This window comes from Shewanella sp. SP2S2-4, from assembly GCF_031932025.1.
Taxonomy (GTDB): Bacteria; Pseudomonadota; Gammaproteobacteria; order Enterobacterales; family Shewanellaceae; genus Shewanella; species Shewanella baltica.
On sequence record NZ_JAUOER010000004.1, the window covers coordinates 46,971 to 72,695 of the forward strand.

General features: G+C 45.5%; 20 protein-coding genes, 1 tRNA gene and 2 pseudogenes. 12 read left to right on the forward strand and 11 right to left on the reverse strand.

Annotated features, from left to right (window positions below):
- The first annotated feature begins 46 nt into the window (after positions 1-46).
- The 4 genes from Q4Q54_RS04955 (at position 47) to Q4Q54_RS04970 (ending at position 5,488) form a co-directional block, all read left to right on the forward strand.
- The gene (locus tag Q4Q54_RS04955; RefSeq protein WP_311987867.1) at positions 47-2,371 is read left to right on the forward strand and encodes a glycoside hydrolase family 13 protein; all 2,325 of its coding nucleotides are present in this window, start codon (positions 47-49) and stop codon (positions 2,369-2,371) included.
- Entirely contained in the window at positions 2,368-4,590 is a 2,223-nt protein-coding gene (locus Q4Q54_RS04960; protein ID WP_311987868.1) for an alpha-amylase family protein, read from the forward strand. The genes Q4Q54_RS04955 and Q4Q54_RS04960 overlap by 4 nt, the downstream gene beginning before the upstream one ends.
- A gap of 142 nt (positions 4,591-4,732) precedes the next feature.
- On the forward strand, positions 4,733-5,116 hold the full coding sequence (locus Q4Q54_RS04965) for a VOC family protein (protein WP_259522744.1): 384 nt from the start codon (positions 4,733-4,735) through the stop codon (positions 5,114-5,116).
- Between the two features lie 162 nt (positions 5,117-5,278).
- Positions 5,279-5,488, forward strand: a complete 210-nt coding sequence (locus Q4Q54_RS04970) for a hypothetical protein (RefSeq protein WP_220592880.1) — start codon at positions 5,279-5,281, stop codon at positions 5,486-5,488.
- Between the two features lie 65 nt (positions 5,489-5,553).
- Here the strand turns inward: Q4Q54_RS04970 and Q4Q54_RS04975 are convergent.
- From Q4Q54_RS04975 to def, 5 genes and pseudogenes are all read right to left on the reverse strand, one after another.
- Positions 5,554-5,904: pseudogene (locus Q4Q54_RS04975) on the reverse strand (integrase core domain-containing protein); the annotation flags it as partial.
- A gap of 225 nt (positions 5,905-6,129) precedes the next feature.
- Positions 6,130-7,107: a transposase gene (locus Q4Q54_RS04980; protein ID WP_311987949.1), complete on the reverse strand. Its 978-nt coding sequence runs from the start codon at positions 7,105-7,107 to the stop codon at positions 6,130-6,132.
- Positions 7,108-7,307: 200 nt separating this feature from the next.
- Positions 7,308-7,934, reverse strand: coding sequence for a LysE family translocator (locus Q4Q54_RS04985; protein WP_311987869.1), 627 nt, complete (start codon positions 7,932-7,934; stop codon positions 7,308-7,310).
- Between the two features lie 228 nt (positions 7,935-8,162).
- Positions 8,163-9,008, reverse strand: a complete 846-nt coding sequence (gene rhlP / locus Q4Q54_RS04990; protein ID WP_311987870.1) for a rhombotarget lipoprotein — start codon at positions 9,006-9,008, stop codon at positions 8,163-8,165.
- A gap of 262 nt (positions 9,009-9,270) precedes the next feature.
- Positions 9,271-9,762 (reverse strand): peptide deformylase, encoded by a 492-nt coding sequence (gene def / locus Q4Q54_RS04995; protein ID WP_006081499.1) that lies wholly within the window; start codon positions 9,760-9,762, stop codon positions 9,271-9,273.
- 295 nt (positions 9,763-10,057) lie between these two features.
- Here def and Q4Q54_RS05000 point away from each other — a divergent pair, with 295 nt between their 5' ends.
- Complete coding sequence (locus tag Q4Q54_RS05000; RefSeq protein WP_311987871.1) at positions 10,058-10,495, forward strand: MGMT family protein; 438 nt, start codon at positions 10,058-10,060, stop codon at positions 10,493-10,495.
- Between the two features lie 216 nt (positions 10,496-10,711).
- A complete protein-coding gene (locus tag Q4Q54_RS05005) occupies positions 10,712-11,503 on the forward strand; it encodes a DUF3108 domain-containing protein (protein WP_259569819.1) in 792 nt (263 codons plus the stop codon).
- Positions 11,504-11,908: 405 nt separating this feature from the next.
- Here Q4Q54_RS05005 and Q4Q54_RS05010 read toward each other — a convergent pair whose 3' ends face one another.
- A complete protein-coding gene (locus tag Q4Q54_RS05010; protein ID WP_259508602.1) occupies positions 11,909-12,688 on the reverse strand; it encodes a class II glutamine amidotransferase in 780 nt (259 codons plus the stop codon).
- A gap of 243 nt (positions 12,689-12,931) precedes the next feature.
- Here Q4Q54_RS05010 and fadE point away from each other — a divergent pair, with 243 nt between their 5' ends.
- Positions 12,932-15,379: an acyl-CoA dehydrogenase FadE gene (fadE, locus tag Q4Q54_RS05015; RefSeq protein ID WP_259581385.1), complete on the forward strand. Its 2,448-nt coding sequence runs from the start codon at positions 12,932-12,934 to the stop codon at positions 15,377-15,379.
- A 125-nt stretch (positions 15,380-15,504) separates the two neighbouring features.
- Here the strand turns inward: fadE and Q4Q54_RS05020 are convergent, their stop codons facing one another.
- On the reverse strand, positions 15,505-17,496 hold the full coding sequence (locus Q4Q54_RS05020; RefSeq protein WP_311987872.1) for a sodium:proton antiporter: 1,992 nt from the start codon (positions 17,494-17,496) through the stop codon (positions 15,505-15,507).
- A gap of 538 nt (positions 17,497-18,034) precedes the next feature.
- Here Q4Q54_RS05020 and Q4Q54_RS05025 point away from each other — a divergent pair.
- The 4 genes and pseudogenes from Q4Q54_RS05025 to Q4Q54_RS05040 all read left to right on the forward strand — a co-directional run.
- A complete protein-coding gene (locus Q4Q54_RS05025; protein WP_311987873.1) occupies positions 18,035-19,429 on the forward strand; it encodes a patatin-like phospholipase family protein in 1,395 nt (464 codons plus the stop codon).
- A 96-nt stretch (positions 19,430-19,525) separates the two neighbouring features.
- Positions 19,526-20,026 (forward strand): hypothetical protein, encoded by a 501-nt coding sequence (locus Q4Q54_RS05030; protein WP_311987874.1) that lies wholly within the window; start codon positions 19,526-19,528, stop codon positions 20,024-20,026.
- Complete coding sequence (locus tag Q4Q54_RS05035; protein ID WP_311987875.1) at positions 20,019-20,909, forward strand: amidohydrolase; 891 nt, start codon at positions 20,019-20,021, stop codon at positions 20,907-20,909. The genes Q4Q54_RS05030 and Q4Q54_RS05035 overlap by 8 nt, the downstream gene beginning before the upstream one ends.
- A 200-nt stretch (positions 20,910-21,109) precedes the next feature.
- Positions 21,110-21,416 (forward strand): annotated as a pseudogene (locus Q4Q54_RS05040) (IS30 family transposase); the annotation flags it as partial.
- A gap of 123 nt (positions 21,417-21,539) precedes the next feature.
- Here the strand turns inward: Q4Q54_RS05040 and Q4Q54_RS05045 are convergent.
- The 3 genes from Q4Q54_RS05045 to dnaQ all read right to left on the reverse strand — a co-directional run bounded on the left by Q4Q54_RS05045 (position 21,540) and on the right by dnaQ (position 24,018).
- Positions 21,540-21,616: transfer RNA gene (locus tag Q4Q54_RS05045), tRNA-Asp, on the reverse strand.
- 289 nt (positions 21,617-21,905) lie between these two features.
- The gene (locus tag Q4Q54_RS05050) at positions 21,906-23,279 is read right to left on the reverse strand and encodes a TIGR03503 family protein (protein ID WP_311987876.1); all 1,374 of its coding nucleotides are present in this window, start codon (positions 23,277-23,279) and stop codon (positions 21,906-21,908) included.
- A 10-nt stretch (positions 23,280-23,289) separates the two neighbouring features.
- Positions 23,290-24,018, reverse strand: a complete 729-nt coding sequence (gene dnaQ / locus Q4Q54_RS05055; RefSeq protein WP_106650381.1) for a DNA polymerase III subunit epsilon — start codon at positions 24,016-24,018, stop codon at positions 23,290-23,292.
- A gap of 70 nt (positions 24,019-24,088) precedes the next feature.
- On the opposite strand from dnaQ, the gene rnhA reads away from it, so the two are divergent.
- On the forward strand, positions 24,089-24,559 hold the full coding sequence (gene rnhA, locus Q4Q54_RS05060) for a ribonuclease HI (protein ID WP_006081489.1): 471 nt from the start codon (positions 24,089-24,091) through the stop codon (positions 24,557-24,559).
- Positions 24,560-24,801: 242 nt separating this feature from the next.
- Here the strand turns inward: rnhA and Q4Q54_RS05065 are convergent, their stop codons facing one another.
- Positions 24,802-25,710: a LysR substrate-binding domain-containing protein gene (locus tag Q4Q54_RS05065; RefSeq protein ID WP_311987877.1), complete on the reverse strand. Its 909-nt coding sequence runs from the start codon at positions 25,708-25,710 to the stop codon at positions 24,802-24,804.
- Between the last annotated feature and the right edge of the window lie 15 nt (positions 25,711-25,725).

A 25,725-nucleotide genomic window follows, 5' to 3' on the forward strand; every position in this document is an offset into this window, starting at 1 on the left:
TATAAATTGAATTTGCAGTTTAAATTTGAATCAACAAGGAAAGAATATGATATTAAACCTGCGGACTCTTACCACTTCCTTAGTGATTATGCTTAGCCTAGGCACCTCTGCCAACACAGCGCAGGCAAGTTCAAGCAGTCTCTCTTTACCACTTCAAGACACATCAAGCCAGCCTCAAGACCTGACACTTGAACCCGCTTTTTGGTGGGCGGGGATGCACAATCCTGAGTTACAGTTGATGCTGTATAGCCGCGATTTTCCTAGCTTACCGCAGCAGCTTAAGGTTGATATCCAAGGGCAAGGCATTACGCTAAAAAGCCTTGAATACACTGATAACCCTCACTATCTGTTTATCAATTTAGATCTGAGCCAAGCTGCGCCGCAAACCTTTGAGCTAATAATTTCCAGCACTGACTTGGCTTCAAAAACCAGCGCTTCAAAAACCAACACGCCTCTTTATCGCCTGCCCTATACGTTGCAAGGGCGCGCTAAAGGTAGCAGTGAGCGCCAAGGGTTTAGCAATAAGGATGTGATTTACCTTATCACCCCGGACAGATTCGCCAATGGCGACACGAGCAATGACAATCAAGCCGATATGTTAGAGCAAGTCGCAACGAACTCTCCTAGCAATTCCAACCAACCCTATTATCCCGATGCTCGCCATGGCGGTGATATCGCCGGGATCAGCCAGCACTTAGCGTATCTGGCGAAACTCGGGGTGACTCAGTTATGGATCAATCCGCTGCTTGAGAATAATCAAGCCCAATATTCATACCACGGTTACTCAATTACCAATTTATACCGCGTCGATCCCCGCTTTGGCAGCAATGAGGATTATAAAGCCTTAGTCGCTAAGGCAAACAAGCTTGGCCTTGGGGTGATTAAAGATGTTGTCGTGAATCATATCGGCTCTAATCATTGGTGGCTCAACGATTTACCTAGCCAAGACTGGCTCAATGACGCCACAAAAACGCCGCTTAAAAATCACAAATCCAAGCCTGACTTAACTCAGTCTGCCGATACCAAATCCAGCGTTACCAGCCCCCGTTTTACCAGTCATAGGCGCACTACAGTGCAAGATCCCTACGCGGCAGCGCAAGATCATATCGATTTTGTCGACGGCTGGTTTACCGACACTATGCCGGATCTGAATCAAAGCAATCCAAAACTGGCAACCTATCTTATCCAAAACAGCATTTGGTGGGTCGAGTACGCCGGGCTTTCAGGAATACGCGAAGACACTTATTCCTACGCCGACAAAGCATTTCTCGCTAAATGGTCTAAGGCCGTAATGAGCGAGTACCCGAATTTTAATATTGTGGGCGAAGAATGGACCGCAAACCCCATCACAGTGTCCTATTGGCAAAAGGGCAAAATCAATGCCGATGGTTATACCTCAGATTTACCCAGTTTGATGGACTTCCCGCTATATGAAAAATTAATTGCCAGCCTCAATGAGCCAGAAAGCTGGGACACAGGTTTTATCAAGCTTTACGAGATGTTAGCCAATGATGTTGTGTATGCTGATCCTAGTAAGCTCGTGCTATTTGAAGGCAATCACGACACTAACCGTATCTTCAGTTTAGTGAAAGAAAATATAGACTTATACCAAATGGCACTCACCTACGTGCTAACCGCCAAACGCATTCCACAGCTGTTCTACGGCACAGAAGTGTTAATGACCAGCCCGACAGAAGGCCGTCACGATGGCCTTGTGCGCAGTGATTTCCCCGGCGGGTTTGCCAACAGTGCCACTAACGCCTTTACCGGCCAAGGACTGAGTGAACCCCAGCGACAAGCACAGCACTTTGTCCGTACCCTACTGAATTACCGTAAACAATCTCCTGCGCTACAATCGGGCGATTTACTTCACTTTGTGCCGCAGGATGGCGTCTATGTGCAATTTCGCTGTGTATTAAATGCGCCATTATCAGCTGAACAAAAAGCCGAAGCGCTCAAATCACTAATACAAAACAATTCTCTAACTCAACACAATGCCTGCATTCAGCCCTCGGCCGACAAAGTCATGGTGATTTACAATAAAAATGACAAGATAATCACGCTAGATATAAACCGCTTTGCCAGTGTACTTGGCGATAGCGGCGCCGCTACAGATATCATCAGTGGCAAAACCGTTTCACTCAATCAAGCGATAACCTTGCCCCATGCAGGTGTCACTATTCTCGAGCTTAAGCTTAAGCCTAATTCTAAGTCTAAGACTAAGACTAAGTCGCCGCAGAATGCTGGCTTGCCGAGCCGCCAAGATTCAATGCTCACTAGGAATCAGGCTAACGCTTTAACGCGCGCTCATACTAACAACAGTGCTATCAACCTAGCCAAAAACTCAACTCAAAAAGGAACTCAGCCTTGAGCTTTTTATCGCCTATCGATTCTAGAGTGACTCAGAGCCAACAAGCGGCTAAATTTCACATCGTGGCTTTACTTACCAAAGCGGCGAAAGCCCCGCAGCGCCGACACTCTCGGCAATCATCACTCAGTTTATGTCTACAGTCTTTGTTTAATGGCTCTTTATCTAGTGCAGCTTTATTAACTGCCTCGCTTTTTTGCTTATCGGCCAATGCAAATGCATCGGCGCAGGCGCTTGATAATGAGTTACCGCCAAAGTCAGAGAGTGAGGTTATGACGCTAAAACCTGTCGTATATCAGATTTTTACTCGCCTTTATGGCAATAAAAACCCAACGAATAAACCTTGGGGCACGATTGCCGACAACGGTGTCGGCAAATTTAATGATATCGACGATGTTGCGCTCAATAGCATCAAGGACCTAGGCGTCACCCATGTGTGGTACACAGGCGTTCCGCACCATGCATTGATTGGTGATTACAGTGAGATTGGCGTAAACGCAGATGATCCCGATGTGGTAAAAGGCCGCGCAGGATCACCCTACGCAGTCAAAGATTACTACAACGTCAACCCAGATCTGGCGGTCAATCCAGCTAACCGTTTAGCCGAGTTCGAGGCGCTCATTGCCCGTACCCATCAACACGGCTTAAAGGTGATTATCGATATCGTGCCAAATCATGTGGCGCGCCATTATCAATCCGTCAGTAAACCCCAAGGCGTGCGCGATTTTGGCGAAGATGATGATACCCGTCTAGAGTACGCCAAAAACAACAACTTCTATTACGTCGTTGATAACAGTGTGAAGGGAACGAAAGGGCAAGCGCATGCCTTTGAGGTGCCAAGCTTACCCGCAGAGCTTAAACCGCTGGGCGGAGAAACTCACCCCTTAAGTGACGGTAAATTCGACGAATTTCCCGCAAAGTGGACTGGAAATGGCTCACGCTTAGCCAAGCCCGATGCTAATGATTGGTACGAGACAGTTAAGATTAATTACGGCGTACGCCCCGATGGCACCTATGACTTTCCTCGCCTGCCAGCCAAATTCGCCACTTTTACTGAAGCGCAGCATTACGCTTTCTGGCAACAACACTTAGCCAAGATCCCAAGCTCTTGGATTAAATTCAATCAGATTGCCCAATATTGGCTTGCAAAAGGAGTCGATGGGTTTCGATACGATATGGCCGAAATGGTGCCAGTGGAGTTTTGGAGTTACCTCAACAGCCAGATAAAACACACTAATCCCGATGCCTTTATCTTGGCCGAGGTCTATAACCCTAAGTTGTACCGAGATTATATCCAGCTTGGAAAAATGGATTATCTGTACGATAAGGTCGATCTTTACGACACCCTAAAAGCCGTGATGGCGGGTAAAACCAGCACAGCTAATATCGCGGCGGATCAGGCAAAAGTGCAGGATATTGAATCCCACATGCTGCACTTTTTAGAGAACCACGACGAACAACGTATTGGTAATGCAGCATTTTTAGCATCGCTACAAACGAATAAACCAACGAATAGCTCCCTAGAGACCCAAGCCGTAAATCCAAACTACGCCCTGCCAGCCATGGTCGTGTCGGCAACGATAGGCACTTCACCAACGTTAGTGTATTTTGGCCAAGAAGTGGGAGAAGCCGCCATCGACAATCCAGGCTTTGGTCATGCATCACGCACCAGTATTTTTGACTATGTTGGCGTCCCTGCCCATCAGCGCTGGATGAACAATGGTAAGTTTGATGGTGGACAATCGACACAGCAAGAAACATCACTGCGAGCTTACTATCAAAAGCTATTAACGTTAAGCACAGGCAGAACCACGCCCGCACTCTTAGGACAATACTATTCACTCGATGCCTCAAATCGCAGCAAGGGTGATGCGACTGATAGTAACAGCACTCAAAATATGAATACTCAAAAGAGTGCCGTGCACGAAACTGGCTATGACGACAGCACCTTCGCTTTTACCCGCTTCGAGGTGATATCTGGGACCTCAAAGCAGACTCAAAAGCTGATTATTGTCAGTAACTTCAGTCAGACCAAATCAAAAGCCTTACAGCTCAAGCTACCCAAAGAGCTTATCCGTCAGTGGCAATTAAAGGACGGCGTATTTCCGCTTATGGATTTACTCGAAGATCATGCGGCGAAGTTAGTCATTAAGGAAGCTGAAGGTCTAGTTCAGATGCAACTTGCACCGTTGTCTTCAGCCATATTCGAGCTGGAAAATTAAACGAGCAACAAGCCAAGGTGAGCTAAAAATTGAAATCGACCGATAGCGTCACGCTAAACTGTGACGCTATATTTTTTAACCGTTATACTCTCAAACCTTTCTATCTTATTTGATTACCCTTTAAAAATCACAAAGGAAAGCGATGTTACTCGGCATTCACCATGCAGCGATTATTTGCAGCGACTATCAAAAGTCCAAACATTTTTATGTGACTATTCTTGGTCTTAGCGTACTCGCAGAGCATTACCGTGAGGCACGTCGCTCCTATAAACTCGATTTACAGCTCGGGGATAAGAGTCAAATCGAGTTGTTTTCATTCGACACTCCCCCCAAACGCCCCAGCTATCCCGAAGCCTGTGGACTGAGGCATCTTGCCTTTCGCGTCGCATCGATTGAAACCGCCATCGAACATCTTCATTCCCATCACATCATCGTCGAACCCGTCCGCATTGACGAATACACAGGCAGAAAATTCACCTTCTTTAGCGATCCCGACGGCCTCCCCTTAGAATTATATGAGCTATAGCGCGAATCAAGCTGAGCCTCAGAGCAGAGAATGAGATGAACAAAGCTTAATTACCACGGGAATGATTTAGGATTAGACTGAACCAAGCGACACTGCCGTTTAACCAATTTGACGCTAGGATAAGGTCAAAGTCTAGCTAGGTTAGCCACTGAGGAACTCAAGGTGTTTGATAATCCCGTATTATTACTATGGAGTTTGGTCTTTAGCCTCATTGGTCTTGGCTTTTTCACCTACGGCAAACGCCAAGCGGCCCCCATCCCTTTAGTCGTGGGCCTCACCCTAATGATTTACCCTTATTTTGTCACCAATCTCGCATTACTTATCGCCATAGGCATCGCCCTCATCGCACTCCCCTATTTTATGAGGATATGATTTTTAGTCCTTGTTTGTCCCGTCCTAAGATAGGTTTGTCTCGTCCTAAGATAGGTTGACAGTTTTTAGGCCAGCTCCAGTAGCTGGCCTTTTCTATTGTGCACCTGATTAGGGGTTGCCATATTCAAACTCAGATGCGGTCTCATATCGTTGTATATTGCTATCGATTCTCTAACAAGTATCTTCAGCTCCGCAAATGTCCTACATCGGTGCAGTAAAAACTCCTGCTTCAGTATGCCATTCACTCTTTCTGCTAATGCATTTTGGTAGCAATCATAACCATCCGTCATTGACGGCTGGATTTGGCTCGCCTGAAGCGCATTCTGATAAACTGCTGAGCAGTATTGTAAGCCTCTGTCTGAGTGATGCACTGCGTTGCCGATATAGCGTTTATCTTTTATAGCTTTTTTACAAGCCACCCATGATATAAAAATAACCAACAATATCGAAGCTACATTTACCAAACGGTTTGTGGCTTAGATTGAAAAGTCAGGTTTTCGGGGGGTATCGCTGGTTATTTGTTGATTTTCCAATAGTCAGCAGGAATTGGGGCGATTTAGTTCGAGTCAGGCTCTCCACTGCTATGGATGAGTGAAGTTTGGCGCTGAACTATCTCTGAATGTGGACTATCTCTAAATGGCTCAGCTTGCCATTAAATGCTGGCAGCTATGTCGATAGTGCCTTCGTCGCTTTTCAAGGTGTTCGCAGTAACAAGTAAGTTCTTGCACAGTACCCACGGGACCTTTAAATAGCTGCCCGAAATGGTGAGTGAGCTTAAGCCAATGCTCAGGCGGAATATTAAGGCGACTCAGTAAGCTAGCACTGCTCGAACTGATACTTCCGCATTTATCATCGCGAATAATTCTGCCGGTATCATCGACCAGTTGCAGATAATCTTGTACATCAAAGGACAGCCCTTTAGGCATATTGTCTCGCTCATTAGCGATAAAAGGCAGTAAGGTTTCGGGTTGTTTGCCTGCCAATACCGCACGGATACGCAGTTGAATACTGGTGAAGTTCGAAGTTTCTGGTGATGTGGCTAGTTGAGCACGAATAGGGTTGAGGTCGACATAGGTCATACATGCAAGTACTGCCGCCTCATCGAGTAGGGCTTGGGATTTAAAACGCCCCTCCCAGAAACGTCCTGTGCAGTTATCCTCTTGATTTGCCTTGCGAGCGATGGGTTCATTTAAGGCGCGCATAAACCAAGATATATCACTTAAGCGACTGCGATAGAGGGCGATATGGTGCTTAATGTTAGCCACGTCATGGGCTTCAACAACTTGTCCTTGGACAAACTGTTGTGTTAATTCAGTCCCTTTAAATACCTGATGCCAATGCTCAAGCACTTCCCTATCACTCCATTGATTAGCTTGGTAAATGTCCACGCAGAGTACCAAGTGCAGATGATTGCTCATTACCGCATAAGCAGCGACATCAATAGCAAAAACCTGAGCCAGTTTAAGTAATTGTTGCTCTACCCACTCACGTCTATGGTCGTAGTTTTTACCAGAGAAATGGTCTTCACCACACAAATAGGCACGCCTAACGACTCGACTACAACAGTGATAAAAAGGCGTATCTTCCAAACTGATTTGAGTTCTCCTTGGCTGTGGCATCATCACACTCCTTGTGCTGGATTAAAGATACTAAGCCTAGTTGCGAAATTGGTGACTCACAAAGGAGTCATCGCTAAATTACGATGGGTGGCTTATGAAAAACTGCTATCATCACTGGAACTTGCTTTCGGGGTCTTTCATCAACTCAGATCCGCTTATTTGAGCCCTGTCCCAGCTCTTAGCGGCCTAACCTGATTCCACTATCTATCACTGGTCATGACTTTACTGGCCAAGCCAATAAGCAACACCCCTGATATTCCCTCTAAGGCTCTGGAATAACGCTGGGAATTGGGCCGACTAAATACCCAGCTTCCTGCCGACGCATAAAGGACGTTACACAGGGTCGCTAACAAACTGAAAATAAGACCAAGGGTTAACAGCTGAATTGACGTTGAACCCGCTAACGGGTCAATAAACTGCGGCAAAAAAGAGAGGAAAAATAAAGCGACTTTAGGATTAAGTACACTAACGACAATGCCTTGGAAAAATACGTTGCCGTTTGGTTTGCTATTATCATCAACCACAATTTTATTGTTGCCACGCCACATTGATATTAACGCTTGAATGCCTAAATACACTAGATACGCGGCGCCCAACCACTTCACAATACTAAAAGCCAACGCTGAGCTGAGAATGATGGCAGATAATCCCAAGCTAGCAGCAAGCGTGTGAACAAAATAACCCACACCTAAACCCATCGCAGCTTTAAGCCCACTGATCATTTTCCCTTTCATTGTGTTAGATACAATGTAGATAACATCGGGTCCAGGGATAAGATTGATAGCAAGGCAAGCAACTGAAAACAGTAATAGTGAATTTAAATCCATTTAATTTTTCTCCTTGTTAAACGCGTAACCTATCGCGCCCGCGTAAGTGGTGTTCAACGCAACACCGCAGCCTCTGCAAACCACTTTAAAATAAAATCAAAACGTTAACTACAAGTAAGTTGATAACCAGAGCCTGTGCTCAACTTTATATACTTTTTGCTCACGTCTTGATTCAAAGCAAACCTCAATTTGCTCATCCTTAACGATCTTAATTGGCGCTTAATTTTTTTATTCACGGCAAATCGTTAAACGGCGCAGCGCAAAAATCCCCAGGAGTGAAAGTATCAATAGCGATAAGCTGCCACCGCCGCTGTAACCTTGTTTATGTTCTATGGTGGCAACCTGCTCTTCTTTAACCCGTGTTTTAAAGCCGGCGAGCTCATCGTCTAAATTGACTATCATATCGTTCACCGCGAGATCAAAGCCCTCATAGGATTTCTCTCTTAGGGTTGTCGTCACGCCAACAGCGGTTGAACTTTCAGTTAACTGATTTATGCCCGGCGCCCTAAATAACATCTTTTGGCTGCGCATATCGAACACTGCGGTATCAACAAAGGTTTGGATTGCATTCTCATTGCCAGGGATTAAATACATGCCCACGATAGTCCAATAAAGGATGGCGGATTTGTTCTCGTGGCTTTGCATCAGTTGATCGTAAGATACCAGTGCCATCACATCGACGTCATGCAGGCGGGCAACTTGCTGCAAGGTATTAAAACCTTTGCCATTTTTAAGATAGGTGCTCGGAATGATTTCAATACGATCGATATAATCGTATTTAATAAAGGATTGTTTCACCTTGTTGAGCAAAGCGACTTGGGCGCGACTGTCTATGGCATCAGCTTGCCAATGGGATGAAGGTAAAAAAGCAATGCCGACGGTAATTGGCAAACGCAGTACAGGTAAGGATGGCTGCTGGGCTTGGCGGCTCTTCTCATCTGGGTATAAGTATTCGACTAAGCTACTCGATACCACCTTTTTATCTGTGGTATTACCGTTAAAAAAAGCGCTGCAGCCACTGAGTGAAAGCATTGCAAGTGAGATTATGCCGCTGGTTATGATCTTAAGTTTCATCTGTTTCCCTACCGTATCCATACACTGCCGCTAATGATGCTACTGAATTTATTGCTAGCGGATGTTGCTGGCTACCTTATCCACTCATTACTGTTAAAACAAGTCGCTATGTTCACATATCAAGTCAAAGACATTCAAACTCAGGTTTTACATACCAATTTTAGATACAAAAAAGCCGCATCATAAAATGCGGCTAGTCATGAGGTGCAACACGCGCTCAAAAGCGCTCATACACTTTTTTGCACGCTTTCATGCAATAGGCTTAAGCGTATTTACGCACTTTTTTAAGCGCAATCTGTTGTTTTAACATGGATAAATGTTCGATAAATACTTTGCCATGCAAATGGTCGATTTCGTGCTGCAACACTATGGCTAAAAACTCATCGGTTTCGATTTCGATAGCTTTGCCAGTTCTGTCTAAGGCGGTCACTTTAACTTTTTCAAAACGTGACACTTTAGCGCGATAACCTGGGATCGACAGACAGCCTTCTTCACCCACAAACTCGCCAGACTTTTCGACGATTTCAGGGTTGATCAGCACTTGAGGTTGGTCGCGACCGTCAGATAAATCGATCACGATAATCGCATCCGTACTGCCGACTTGCGTTGCCGCTAAACCGATACCATCGTCCGTGTGATACATGGTTTCGATTAAATCATCGATAAATCCCTGAACAGCTTCAATATCTTTTACAGGTTGCGCTTTACGTTTAAGGCGCTCGTCGGGAATGGTTAAAATATCGAGTACAGCCATGCCAGTTATCTTCTCTCATCGAGTCAAAAAAATTGGCGCTATTATGGACTATTTGACCATTTACACAATATTAAAGCTAAAAACAGTTTAAATATTTTGTTAGCAATCGAGATAGTCGATAAAAAATACCGAGTAATGCATCATCCATTGAGTGCTTAATGCCCTCACTTCTTCCGCTAAACCAGACTTTGCCGTTACACTAACCCAACCTCGTCGCGGGCGACTTTTACTGTGTGACCTTTTAAGACTGATTCTCTGAGCATGAACACGCATCTAGCTGAGGGCCAACTATTCGATGGCATCGTTTCCGAAAGACAAATCGCCGCTGTATCGCTATCTTGAAAAAGATAGCCAAGATGAACAGGATTTAGCGAGTCACCAGCCCCAAGCGGTGGACTTGTCTCCCATGGCAAAAATCTGGCATATCGTCGCTATGATCCCGCAGGGGAAAATCAGCAGTTATGGCAAAATTGCCGATTATGCGGGATTACCGGGGCGAGCACGTTATGTGTCCAAGGCACTCAAATCGGCACCCGAGCATTTGTCTCTGCCTTGGCACAGAGTACTCAATAGTCAGGGTAAAATCTCCTTCGAGAAAAATTCAGTCTCCTTTCAGGAACAGATGGAATTATTAAGAATCGAAGGGATAACAGTGAACTGCGGCAAAGTTAGTTTGTCTGAGTACCAGTGGCGTCCCGATCTGGTCACTTTAGTCATGGCAATGCCATTTTAGTTTAATATACTGATCCATAAACTGTTTACATCGCTATTTACAGAAGTGTCGGCCTCGGCTATAACCTGCTAACAGTCGATTCCGATTTTTGATTTACGCTGAACTGATTTAACCTGAACTGTGTAAGTAAGCATGCTACTCGACACTTTTTTATCAACCACTACTGAGCGTTTTGTAGTGATACAAGGTGAAAACCTGCGACCCAAGGAGCATTCTTTGCGTACCATTCCCACATTATTAGTGAGCTTAACTGCCCTCACCCAAAGTATGTTTGCCATAGCCGCGCCGACGCCGCTCACGCCGCAGACAGCCGAATACCAAGTCAACTATGGGGATATCGAACTCGGTAAAGCCAAATACACGCTGCCCAATCCAGAAGATGGGGTGTATAAGTATCGTTTTGACAGCGATCTTAGCCTGTTATTGCTAACCGATGTGCGCCACATCTTGAGTGAATTTACTCAAGAAAATAGTCAACTCAGCCCTTTGCGTTACTTACAGCAGCGCCAAGGTGTCGGCCCGAATTACACAGAGCAAACCGCGTTCGCCAAAGCGCAGGGCTTTATTCATACCCGTTATAAAGACGAGAAAGGTAAATTCCCCTATGAAGGCGAGATTTTCGATCCATTAATGGTGCAATTGCAATTCAGGCTCGATATGGCCGCGGGCAAAGAAGCACTTGACTACAAGATGGTCAAAGATAACGAACTGGATGAATACAAGTTCCATGTGATTGGCAGAGAACGGATGAACATCGACAGTGGCAGTTACGACACAGTCAAAATTGAAGTGGTGCGTGACAATAAAAAACGTCAAACCTTCTTCTGGATGGCACCAGACTTAGCCTACCTGCCCGTACGGTTAACACATTTTGAAAAAGGCAGTAAGCAGCTCGATATCAAGTTGCTGAAGTATCACTTCGATGAAGTTGTGAGCCAAGAAAGCACCCCGGCAGATATTGCTGAGCAACCGCAAGTACCAAAACTGCTCGGCACGACGGAAGGTTAACTGGCAAAGCATTGAGTTGAGTTGAGTTGAGTGAAGAAAATCAACTTAACTCAATGATACAAAGCCTTAGCTGAACTCACACCGATAAAACCAAACCGAAGTTATACCGAACCGAATGAATATCTAACCGAGCTAATATTTAACCGAACTAATATTAACGGAATCTAGGGCCAGCCTCTAATGTTCGGTTAATGCTCATAGCTAATAGTTCATAGCTACTAGTTCATAGCGAACAGTTCATTACCGCATGTTCGTTGCTAATGGTCTATCACTAACCATTCATTGCTAGAAGATGTGTTGGATACTGACTCAATCTTTTTAAAAAGTGACCTGAACAAAGCAAAATCAGCCGCAAATCTGCTCGCCCCCTTTTTTTAGCACAGGTGTTAGCACTGTTGGATAACATCAAAGATCGATTAACAGCTCGCCTAATCTAAACAACTTCCAGTTGCCGGGCTGCATGACATGCCACTGTTCGTTCTCAGTTAATGGACGAGTCGCAATCACAGTCACGACATCGTGGGCCGTGGTTTCCTTATCAAAATCAATCACCACATCGGTGTCGATAAGTTTCGCTTTGCCAAACGGCGCGCGGCGAGTGATGTAACATAAATTGTTACTGCAATAGCTCATCAAATGCTCGCCATCGCTCAATATCATGTTGAACACACCTAAGGCACGGATTTGCTCGGCCAACGTTGCGACATAATGGAACACAGCCAGCATATCTTCGGGCTGAGTACCGCCAAACTTCTGGGCAACTTGTTCCAAAATCCAGCAGAACGCGAGTTCGCTGTCAGTATCGCCAACGGGTTGATAGCGCGAGACGTTGAACTTAGGCAGATAGTCCGTCAATTGGCCATTGTGGGCATAGGTCCAATAACGTCCCCATAATTCGCGGGTAAAAGGATGGGTGTTCTCTAAAGATACGCAGCCGCGATTCGCTTGGCGAATATGGCTTATCACTACTTCACTTTTAATCGGGTAGGATTTGATCAATTTTGCAATATGCGATTCGCTACTCGGGCAAGCATCTTTAAAAGTACGACTGCCTTTGCCCTCGTAAAACGTAATACCCCAGCCGTCCACGTGGGGACCCGTTACGCCTCCACGTTGTGCTAATCCCGTAAAACTAAACACAATATCGGTTGGCACATTGGCGCTCATCGCCAGTAACTCGCACATATTTCTCGCCCATCATCAATCAAAAATCCACTTGTTAGCATTGTAACTAGTTGATGACATTTGTGGAATGATCAAAGCTGACAAATAATTTAAACAATTGTTTGAAAAATACTTGTATTAAAATTGTCTTAGGTTTAACTTTTATGCGACACAGGTCTGACCACAAACTATAATTGTGATCGCAATCAACAAAACACTCTATGACCTGTGGTTGGCACTCGGTCATATTTAAGGAGAATTACAGTGACTACCCTACTTTGGATCATCGCCATGATCTTAGTGCTAGGAGCCCTAGCTTACCTTCGGGTATCTTTGCTCACTGCCACTATTGCAGCCGCTGTTGTGATGACAGCAGGATGGACACTCGATGTTGTCGGCCCTATCTCTTGGATCGTTTTCCTTGTGGTAGCCTTGCCGTTAAATATCAGTGCATTTAGACAAAATGTGATCAGTCGCCCACTGATGAAGGTTTATCGCGGCATCATGCCGGAAATGTCTTCAACTGAGAAAGAAGCGATTGAAGCCGGCACCACTTGGTGGGAAGCCGATCTGTTTGCGGGTAACCCGAACTGGAAAAAACTGCATAACTACCCAGTTGCGCGTTTAAGTGCTGACGAACAGGCCTTCCTCGATGGCCCTGTTGAAGAAGTGTGCCGCATGGTGAATCAACACCAAGTATCACATCAACTGGCTGATTTACCCGCTGAAGTATGGCAATACCTGAAAGATCACGGCTTCTTCGCCATGATCATTAAGAAAAAATACGGCGGTTTAGAATATTCGGCTTATGCTCAATCGCGCGTGTTACAAAAACTCGCAGGTTTGAGCAGTGAGTTGGCATCAACTGTTGGTGTGCCTAACTCTTTAGGCCCTGGAGAGCTGCTGCAACATTACGGCACGCCAGAACAACAAAACCATTATTTACCGCGTTTAGCCAAAGGCTTAGAAGTCCCCTGTTTTGCACTAACCAGCCCAGAAGCCGGCAGCGATGCAGGCTCTATTCCTGACTTTGGTATCGTGTGTAAAGGCCAATGGGAAGGTGAAGAAGTTCTGGGGATGAAGCTGACCTGGAACAAGCGTTACATCACTTTAGCCCCTGTCGCGACAGTATTAGGCTTAGCCTTTAAACTGCGCGATCCAGAGCATCTCCTTGGCGATAAAGAAGAACTCGGCATTACTTGTGCTTTGATCCCTACCGATGTGGAAGGAGTAGAAACGGGTCGTCGTCACTTCCCGCTCAACTGCATGTTCCAAAACGGTCCGACTCGCGGCAACGAAGTATTCGTGCCATTAAGCTTCATCATTGGCGGCCCGAAAATGGCAGGTCAAGGCTGGCGCATGCTGGTGGAATGTTTATCTGTGGGTCGTGGTATCACGCTGCCATCAAACTCAGCAGGTGGCGTGAAAACTGCGGCACTGGCAACGGGTGCTTATGCTCGCATTCGTCGTCAGTTCAAATTGCCTATCGGTAAGCTTGAAGGTATTGAAGAGCCAATGGCACGCATCGGCGGTAACGCCTATCTGATGGATGCTGTGACAACGTTGACCACCACAGGTATCGACCTAGGTGAAAAACCGTCGGTTATCTCTGCGATTGTGAAATACCACCTGACAGACAGAATGCAGAAATGCGTTATCGATGCCATGGATATTCACGGCGGTAAAGGCGTGTGTCTTGGCCCCAATAACTATTTAGGCCGTGGCTACCAAGCTGCGCCTATCGCGATTACCGTTGAAGGTGCAAACATTCTGACCCGTTCTATGATCATCTATGGCCAAGGCGCAATTCGCTGCCATCCGTACGTGCTTGCAGAAATGGAATCAGCGTTTGATACCGAATCGGGTCAAGGTTTAGCTAACTTCGATGCGGCCATCTTTGGTCACATTGGTTTCGCGACCAGTAACTTCATCCGTAGCTTCTGGCTAGGTCTGACATCAAGCCGTTTCTCTAACGCGCCTTATTCAGATAAAACCAAGCGTTATTATCAACAGATGAACCGTTTCAGTGCCAACCTTGCCCTGCTTTCTGACTTAGCCATGGCAACCTTGGGCGGCAACCTTAAACGTAAAGAGCGTATCTCTGCCCGTTTAGGTGACCTACTGAGCCAACTGTATCTGGCATCTGCCACGCTGAAGCGCTATGAAGATGAAGGGCGTCAAACCGACGACTTGCCATTAGTGCAATGGGCGGTTGAAGATGCGCTGTACAAGTTACAAGCCTCGTTAGACGATTTGCTGGATAACTTCCCTATGGGTCTTGGCGGCGCATTACGCGTGGTGATGTTCCCATTCGGTCGTCCACTGAAACGCCCAAGCGATGTGTTAGATCATAAAGTCGCTAAGATCATGCAAACACCGTGTGAAAGCCGTGACCGTCTAGGTAAAGGCCAGTTCTGGACCAACTCTGAGCATAATGCTGTGGGTATCCAAGAGCAAACGCTACTGGACATCATTGCATCTGAGCCTCTGCATGACAAAGTCTGTAAGGCGAGCGGTAAACGTCTACCCTTCATGTGGTTAGATAAAGTAGCCGCTGAAGGTAAAGCACTGGGCGTGCTGAGCGACGATGAAGTTAACTTGCTAGAAAGAGCGGAAATCGGTCGTATGAAGTCAATCAACGTTGATGACTTTGACCCAGCTGAACTGCGTCCAGAAGTGGTTTCTACCTCTTCACAGGAACGTGCTGCGTAATCCACTCAGTAAGATTTAAACCCACAAAAAGGAGGCTAATCAGCCTCCTTTTTTAATGCCTTGACCCAATGACAATTCAAACTACTCCATCACTGAGTGGAGTCTAATACCAATCACAGCCTAGGTTAACTCTTCGCTAAAGTCTCATCTGCAGCTTGAAGTGGATCAGCGGTATTATCCTCAATAGCCACTTTAGCTTCAGCCTGTACAAGCCTTAATTGTTCAGCCTCTTCATCCGCTTTTATCTTCGCTAAAGCGGCTTCTGCTGCGGCTTTCTCTTGGGCTTCCTGTGCTTCTCGCTCTGCAATCGCTTGCTGTACTTTGGCTTCTTCTAAGGCTTCAATCGGTAGCAGACTAATGAGCTCAATACCATTCGGGAACACAGTATCGTTGCCAGACACTACAACGACCTTACCTTCCTTGGTTAAATAAACCAGTGGCATAGCCGTTTCACCGTAACGCTTACGGAAATGCTCAAAGCTGAAGTTTTCGGTTAAATTGGTCACTTTAAGCTGAGCGCCCCTCGCCATCAGGCTTGCTATCTTGGCATAGGACACGGCATCACCAAACAGACATAAGCGCTGCTTATAAGTTTCAGAGAGCTGGTGGCGCGCACTGCCCACTTCGGTATTATTTAAGCCAAAGACCTTCTTAGTGCCAAAGAAATCTTGAAAATGGAAACTCACTAAAGGGTTCAATTGTCGATAAGGCGAAATGATCAACACGCGGCCAATCCCCGTTAAATCCATATAGGTTTCAGCATGTTCCGATGCGGGATTGCCAAAATACACTGGGATATTATCCATACGTGCCAGGCGAATATTATCCCAGTTATTATCAGCCAATAGCACTTTGACATCCTTGGCTTTTAAGATTTTAGCTAACTCACGGGAAAATTTAGAAGCACCGAAAATCAATAGACCTTGGGCAGAATCGGCTTTGACACCGAGGAATCGCGCCCAACGTCCCGCGGTTAAACTTTGGATAACGACCGTGCCGATAATAATTAAAAACACTAAGGGCACAATCGCATCAGCGCCCTGCACATTGTTGGCTTCTAACTTAATCGCAAACAATGACGATACCGCCGCAGCGACTATGCCTCGCGGTGCAATCCAGCATAAAAACCACTTATCAGCCCTCGATAAAGAGGTGCCTATACCAGAAACCCAAATACTCAGTGGCCGTGCTAGCAACATAGTGACCGCTAAAACGCCCAGTCCACCCCAACCTAGATCGAGCATGGCATTAGAATCTAATCGCGCCGCCAATAAAATAAACAGTGCCGAAATCAACAGTACGGTTAAGGTTTCTTTAAATTCGAGGATTTCAGCAATATCCACACCGCGCATATTGGCAAGCCAAATGCCCATAACGGTCACAGTCAGTAATCCCGACTCTTCCTGTAATAGGTTAGAGCCGACAAAGATACCCAGCATTAAGGTCAAGACTGCGGTATTACGCAAATAATGTGGTAACAGGTTGCGTCTTAATATTTGCCCTGTGAGGTAACCTGCCGCAGCGCCGAGCCCTAATCCTAGCGAAAGCATAGAGCCTAATGCATAGAGCACATGTGTCGTGGGATCGCCTGAAACTGTAATATATTCAAAAACTAATACCGCCAGCAATGCGCCTATGGGGTCGATAACTATGCCTTCCCAGCGCAAAATACTGGCAAGTTGGGATTTAGGGCGCACACTTCTAAGCATAGGCACGATAACCGTCGGTCCCGTCACCACCACTAATGCGCCAAAGAGGAGTGCAATTTCCCAACTAAAATCGAGTAAATAAAAGGTGGCCGTGCTGATACAAGCCCAAGTTATCACTGTCCCTATGGTCACAAGATGCGTCACCATACGACCATGATCTTTGATTTCTTTAAAGTTGAGGGTCAAAGCGCCCTCAAACAAAATCACGGCAACGCCGAGAGAAATGATCGGAAAGAGTAAATTGCCAAATATCGCATCGGGATTGAGAAAACCAAGTCCGGGGCCGAGGGTGAGTCCACAGAGCAGTAAAGGCAAAATCGCCGGTAACCGTAGTTTCCAACCAAGCCATTGACAAAAAAGCGATAACACCCCAATCAGCGCTAACATACCCGTGATTTGTTCAACCATAAAAAATCCTTTAGGTGAGTAAGCTCAGTATTCATGAGCTTAACCTCAATGATATAGATGATAACAACCTAGATTAAGCATCATGCCATCTATATCGGTATAAATAAAATTCCGTAAAACTAGTCTTTATACGGAACGAATATGATTACTAAAAAACGAGACAAGCTAACGTAATTAATCATAAGAAGCTGTAGTACATTTCTGTAAAAACACTATAGTGATTAAATGAAAGATTAAAATTAAAAAAGCCTTATTTTTCGATGAGGCTTTAAATTCGGCGGAGCGGACGGGACTCGAACCCCCAGCGTGACAGAACGGCAGTACCAGTACAATGCTCACTCGTCGTATCAGCTAAGACTTTACTTAAACTGAAATCAGAACTAAGCATCGCTTAATGGCTTTAAATCTGTAGAATTCCTAATTTACTATGAGCAAAGTCATACTCATATACTCCGAGATTCATGCGTCAGCAATAATTACAATTTACAGTGACTGAGTCATATATGTACCACTTGATAAATCAAAGGCGATGATTCAGATGAAACGCTTAACTCACTTGATAATTTTAATCAGTTCCTGCGCACTCAGTGCATGTGCAACTAGGTCAATTAATCCTGCAATTAGTAAAGTTGAACCCAATCAGGGTTATCGATTTTTTCATGGTTCAGAATTGATTGGCCAAGACCCATCGACTGTTTTTATGTTGGCATTTTCTGGTGGTGGGACGCGTGCTGCTGCTTTTTCGTATGGTGTTCTCGAAGAGTTACGTGCAACATCCATCAATGGAAAATCGGGTGCCAAAAATTTACTCGAAGAAGTGGATTACATTACAGGCGTATCAGGTGGAAGCTTCACTGCATTAGCTTACGGACTTTATGGCGATCGTTTGTTTGAAGAATACGAGACGCGTTTTTTAAAACGAGATGTACAAGGTACGCTGTTTAAAAAGTGGATCAACCCGTTTAATTGGCCAGATATTTGGCAACCAACTTATAGTCGGTCTGATATGAGTCAGGATTATTACGATGAAATTCTGTTTAATCACGCCACGTTCGCAGATCTCATCGACAAAAAAGGACCACGGATAGTAGTCTCAGCGACAGAAACGGCATCAAGTTCTCGATTTACATTTTCTCAAGATTTCTTTGATCTCATTTGCTCTGATTTATCAGCGGTTAAATTATCCAGAGCAGCGACGGCTTCATCGGCCGTACCCATATTGTTTAGTCCCATCACCTTTAACAACTATGGCTTAAATTGTGGAGATAACATCCCACCTTGGGTAGATGATGCTCTGACGTCAGCCAAAAATAAAAACGATTTACCAATTCGCACCCTGCAAAGAATTCGCGAACTTAAATCGATACAAAATAGTGACAAAACACCTTATTTACACCTTGCTGATGGCGGTATATCCGATAATTTAGGTGCTCGTTTAATTTTAGAGTTACTTGAAGCACTGCCCTTGGTTCAAGAAAAACGCGAAGCTTACGGTGAGGCTCCGATAAGAAATATTGCCTTTATTATTGTCAACTCCTCGTCGACACCAACGGTGAAATGGGGGCAATCTGCAATACCACCGAATGAGCTTGAAGTGGCGTTCAGGGCGATTAGTACCCCGATTGATCAGTATTCCTACGAAACGATCTCTTTAATTGAAGATATGGCCAAAGCATTGAACAAGTCACAGCGCTTACAAAGTCAGCTCAATGGAAAAGTAGGCTTACCAATTACAATCACACCGATTGTACTGAGTTTTGAGCAAATAGAGGATGAAACAGAGCGTGGGTATTTCAACAACCTACCGACAAGTTTCGTCCTATCCGCTGAGCAAGTTGATCGTTTACGAAAACTGAGTCATGAGTTATTGCAGAAATCTTCTCAATATCAAGACTTAGTTCAACGTTTGAATGTGGTTAAAAAGAGCGAATAGGTCAATTGACCTCTGAGCTATGAATCAGCAATGCCGCTTAAAATTTGGCTTTAACAACGTATAAAAACCTATAAATATGGCTTTAGGAGCAGTGAGATGAGTCTATTCAGATTAAGAAAATGGCGTCCAATAGCGTGCTTATTTGTCGCAAACGTTATTATGCCATACAACTTAGCAGCTGCCGCAGACTTAGAGACCAAGACACTTCCATCGGCTCTTTTGAAGCAAGTGAACCAATTAGTCGATACTGATACGCCGCGCCTTGAAGCGATGTTCAAAGATTTGCATCAACATCCGGAAATCGCATTTACTGAAGTACGCACAGCCGCGATTGTAGTTAAAGAATTAAAAGCCCTTGGCTTTACTGTGACTGAAGGTATTGGCAAGACCGGCGTAGTGGGAGTATTAAAAAACGGGTCAGGGCCGACAGTATGGTTTCGCGCAGACATGGATGCTAATTCAGTCAAGGAGGCAACTGGTCTAAGCTATGCTGCTAAAAATAAGCAACGATTACCTGATGGTAGCGAAATTGACGTAATGCATGCGTGTGGACATGATGCACATGTCACATGTCACATGGATGCTTGGCATGGCTAAAGCCATGACGACGCTCAAGAATGAATGGTCAGGTACGCTCGTTGTTTATGGTCAACCTGCCGAAGAAGTTGGCTTAGGCGCACAAGCCATGGTCGATGACCGACTATGGGAGCGTGGTTTCCCTGTGCCTGATTATGCATTTGGTGCACATACAGCACCGGGGCCAGTTGGCTATGTGTCAAGCACCGAAGGTGTAAGAATGGCAGGCACAGATCAGATTGATGTGTTATTCAAAGGTATTGGCGGACATGGCTCCTCGCCCGAACTCACAATTGATCCGGTGGTTATGGCAGCACAAGCCATATTGGCATATCAAACTATCGTGAGTAGAAACATTGACCCACAACACTCCGCCGTCTTAACGGTTGGCGCAATTGAAGCCGGTTACAACAACAATGTGATTCCTGAACAGGCGTTATTGAAACTCAACTTGCGCTGGTTTACGCCGGAAGTGCGTGAAAAAATGTTGAAGCGGATTGATGAGGTGAATCAAGGTATTGCAATCGCAGCGGGGGTTTCGTCAGATAAAATGCCAACTCGTTCCATGAAAGGACACGCTGGTCCACTGGTCAATAACAGAGAGTTAATCCTGCGCATTAATCCTGTGCTTGAACAGCTTTTAGGTCCTGAGAAAGTGAACGCCAAGTTCCCCTCCGTCATGGGCTCTGAAGACTTTCAAGAAGCGTTTAGATTTCATAAAACACCGTATGCATTTGTGTTGGTTGGCGTAGCGCCACCAGAAATGTTTGCTGCTGCACGTGCTAAGGGCCTCCCACAGCCTTATGCCAACCATAATCCAAACTTCTTTGTTGATTTAGCTGCAATACCGGTTGGCGTAAAAGTAAATAGCGCAGCTCTTTTAAGTGTTTTAGGCAAACATTAGAGTTTTTTGAAAAAAGATTTTGAAATTTGAGTGACGGCTAAGGCCGAGGTGTTGATGCCCTAGAATTCAGATAATAACTGCGACACTTTAATTGAGGTGTAGAGGGAGTCAACTGCTGAAAAGTGGTACGCTTTATCTCGCCACAATAAAAGAGTATCACCATAAATGGTGAACAGTTGACCGTAGCTTGACGATAATAGATTTCAGTTCTGTTAGAACAGGGCTTTCGATAGCCATCATTGCCAAATGCATTCATTGTAATCGTTCCAGCGTGTATCGTGAGATACAACGCGACCAAGGACAACCAAACTACACCCAAAGATAGCACATCAAAAAGCAGTAGAAATTAGGCGTCAATCGGCCAAATATACGATACCTTACCGGCGAATAGAGAGTCTGCTGTTGCAGCAACTCGATTGGAGTCCAGAGCAGATTTCGCATGTTTTGAGTCTTGTAAAAGAGCCTGTTAGCCATGAGTGGATTTATCGCCACATAGCGTGTGATAAAAGCATCGATTAAAATTAAGTTGAGGTCACTTGTTGGTCACGGTCACGAAGAGAGAAATAGCAATATTGGATGGATGTAAATCAAAAAGCCCATGCTATTTAATAGCATGGGCCTGATGAAAATTGGCGGAGCGGACGGGACTCGAACCCGCGACCCCCGGCGTGACAGGCCGGTATTCTAACCAACTGAACTACCGCTCCAAATTCTTCCATATCTAATATCTGACGAGTTTTAAACCCGCTAACCTCAGCGTGACAGGCCGCTGAAGCTAAAACAGAAATATGATAATCAAACTGACTTATTAAGGCTTCTGCTTAAGATGCGAAGAATAATACGGTTGAGCCCTGCGGGCGTCAACCGTTTTTTTACTTATATTTTTCATTTGATTAAAAAAAAACCAAATCAATATTTGAGCTTGATTTATGTCCCAAATATCGCTGAAACGCCGCAGTTCAAAGTGATTAATCAAACACATCAAGTGACTGCGAACTATCGGTCTTTATCCGCTTCATCTGGCATAGTGAGATCGATTTCATCTAACGAAGGCGCTGCAGCTGAATTCGCTGATGCTTCCTCCAATAAACGTGACTCAGCGGCAGCTAAGGCCTGCGCTAGACTTTGGCGTTTACGCCACACAATTAATCCCACCACGCCCAAGACTAATAAGATAGTGTTGATTGTGATGATCCAAAACATCGCATCTTTCTTTGCAAGTTCTTCTTCCTCTGCCGCTTTTTGTGCAGCAACAGCAGCTAACTCTTCGGCGCTCGGTGGTGGCTCTGGTGGCTGAATTAAGTTGAAAAATAGCTCAGGTAAATCAAGCACAATCTCTCGACCAGTAATCGTTGTCGTCGCCACGAAACCTTTAATACGATAACTACCAAACTCAGTCACAGTCGGTAAATCTAATTCAGAGTCCGGCTCAGTAAGGCCATTCACCGTTAAAGGCAGTTGTAAGCCAGCAGGACCCACCAACTCAAAGGAAAAATGCGTTTCAGCCAGTTGCAGCACAGCACTATCGACGTGCAACATGATCTTCCATTGCCCTGTTAACGGATCGTCTGGGGTAATGACTTCTAAATTAATTGGCCGCGGCGATAATCTAAACGGAAATGAAATCTGCCGCTCAAACACGTTGTTGCGTGCCTGCACCACAAACTCATAATCACCCCAAGGCTGCTTTACATTGAGATTACTGGTAAATACGCCATCATCGGGTTTTTCATCATAATCTTCACCATTGTCTTTATAGGAACCAACAATAATGTCACCCGCGGCAAAGTTCTCATCGCCGGCCCTGTGCTTACTCACAAAATGAGCCGTCCATTCCACCAGAAAGTCGAGTCCCGGCATGCGCACACGCTGAGCATCCCCCATCAACTGGGCGACAATTTTAACTTGCTCACCTTGGAATAGCGGCTGCGGCAAAGGCTGCACTTCGATTTCGAGTTTAGAGAGTTTTTTGAGGGTCGAACCAGGGACGACTTTGCCCACCAACTGCCAAGGTCCAGGCATAGGTGATTCAATGTAAATAATGTCGCCAGTAATACCATCGACCCACTTAACGGTTTCGGGATGGCGATTGGCATACCATTTACTGCCATCGGGCAACACTATCACTACTGGCGCAGAGCCGTATTCACGCTCAACTAACAGCGTCATGTTATCGACCATATGGTCGATACGAAAACGGTTTTTAAGCTCTGAGGCCGTCTCCAATCCTACAATCGGGGCAGCCTTAGGCGACTTAACAACTTTTTGGTTGGGCTCTTGGTCGGCGGCCAATACAGACGTCACACTCACAAGCGGTGTAGTGACAGCAAGGCAAAGCGCTAAAATAAGTTTATGGCACGACATCGGCATAATGATTTTTCTATCCTCTCCAGAGGCATTTACCTGATTTTGCGACTAAATCAAGGCGTTGTTCATGCATAGTCAATTCATCGGCCGATGCACCGATCACTTTAAGATTAAGTGATTGCGGATCAAAACGTTGGATCCCCCCCGCTTCCTGCCCCGCTTCTTCGTTAGACAAATTAAACTTTGTCTGGCCGCCTGTCATGATCAAATAAACATCGGCGAGGATCTCGGCGTCGAGTAAAGCGCCGTGGTACTCGCGGCGAGACGTATCCACACCGTAACGCTTACAGAGAGCGTCGAGATTGTTTTTCTGGCCGGGATGCAGGAACTTAGCAATTTCTAAGGTATCGAGGATCTGACAAATATCAGCGGTTTTCGGTCCACGCGGCTGCAACAGTGAAAACTCATGATCCATAAAGCTCACGTCGAAGTTCGCGTTATGGGCGACGATTTCTGCACCGTCGATAAAGTTAATAAATTCTTGGGCAACTTGATGAAAACGCGGCTCTTTAGAAACACGCTCATCAGTAATACCGTGAACGGCGATGGCTTCAGGATCGATTGCTTGCCCAGGATTGATATATTGGTGGTAATAACGTCCCGTCAAACGACGGTTCACCACTTCCACGCAACCTATCTCGATGATCCTATGGCCTAAATAAATGGCGCCGCTGCCCTGGTTCATACCTGTGGTTTCGGTATCCAAAATAACCTGACGGCTAGCATTAGAGATAATATTCATGTTTTTATGCGCTTCTTATGACAATTTTTGGTTATACTCGGCCGAAATTCCCGGCTATGGTAACAATTTGATGACTGAACTAAAACTGATCCACATCTTCACCGACGGTTCTTGCTTAGGCAATCCCGGTCCTGGCGGCTATGGCATTGTAATGAATTATAAAGGCCATACAAAGGAGATGTCCGACGGTTTTGCGCTCACGACCAATAATCGCATGGAGTTATTAGCTCCCATCATAGCGTTAGAAAGCTTGAAAGAGCCTTGCCAAGTCGTGCTCACCAGCGACAGCCAATATATGCGCCAAGGCATAATGACGTGGATCCATGGCTGGAAGAAAAAAGGCTGGATGACCTCAAACCGTACCCCAGTCAAAAACGTTGATCTATGGAAACGATTAGATAAAGCCTCACAGATGCACACTATCGACTGGCAATGGGTTAAAGGCCACGCAGGACACGCCGAAAACGAACGTTGCGACGTGTTAGCTCGCACTGCGGCAGAATCTAAACCAACCCAACCCGACTTAGGCTACCAGCCTTAACTCTGTGGCCCTTACTTAAATGAGCTAAGTTTGAACAACCCAAATTCATACAAGCTAAATTCGAAAGTAAGTTAGAAAACTGAATTAGAAAAGTGAGTTCGATGCCATCACGCCTAAGCTAAATACTTAGGCGTGATGATTTATTTCGCGATTAATCTCACCGTTTAAGCCCACCGTCAACATTAACTTCTAAAACAAATCGCTTAGGCTTACTGTTCACAAGGGCCATTGCTATAAAAAGTTTATTTAACTTCTACACCTGCGATATTGAAAAAATTCTCACAAAACTGCACAAAAGCTTGACCTAAGGATGTCGCCTGACGACTCTTATGGGTGATACGATAAAACTGCCGCTCCAGCACTAATCCCTCAATCGTGACTAATGCTAACTCTTTGCGGCTGATTTCTTTCTCTAGCGCCAGCTCAGATAACACCCCAAGCCCAGCACCTTGTTTCACCGCCAGTTTAATTGCATCCGGCGTAGTAAAGCAGAACTTAGCTTCTGGCTGCATATCCAACTCATTGGCAGCATTGACAAAATACTCACGAGTGCCCGAGCCTTCTTCACGTAGCACCCAAGACTGGCCTCTCACTTTCGCCGGTTTAAAGACTTTCCCTGCTAGAGGATGCGCCGGATGGCAAAACACCAGTAATCTATCCTTATGCCATGCCTCGACACTCAAACGATTGTCAGTGCAATGGCCTTCAATAAAACCCATTTCTGAGCGGAACTGCGCAACCGCTTGGATCACATCTTGAGTATTAGTAATCGCCACATCCACATGGGTTTGAGTATGTTGCTGACAAAATGCCACTGCGGCTTTCGCCATCAAATAGTTACCAATGGTCGAACTGGCACTGATACTTAACCGCCCAACCAAATCGCCGCCATGGTAGGTAAATGCCTGCTCAATTTGCTCGACACGGTGCAATAAATCCGTCGCCAGTGGCAACAATAAATTACCCTGCGAGTTCAGCTGTAATCGATTACCAATGCGCTCGAATAGGCGGGCATTGAGCTGTTTTTCTAACTCTGCCAAGGCCATAGAAGTGGCAGGTGGTGATAAATTAACTTGCTCCGCCGCCTTTGCGACTTGGCCGCTACGCGCCACAGCCTCAAATACCGCCAATTGTCTTAGGGTGATCCGCATATAAAAACCTGTACT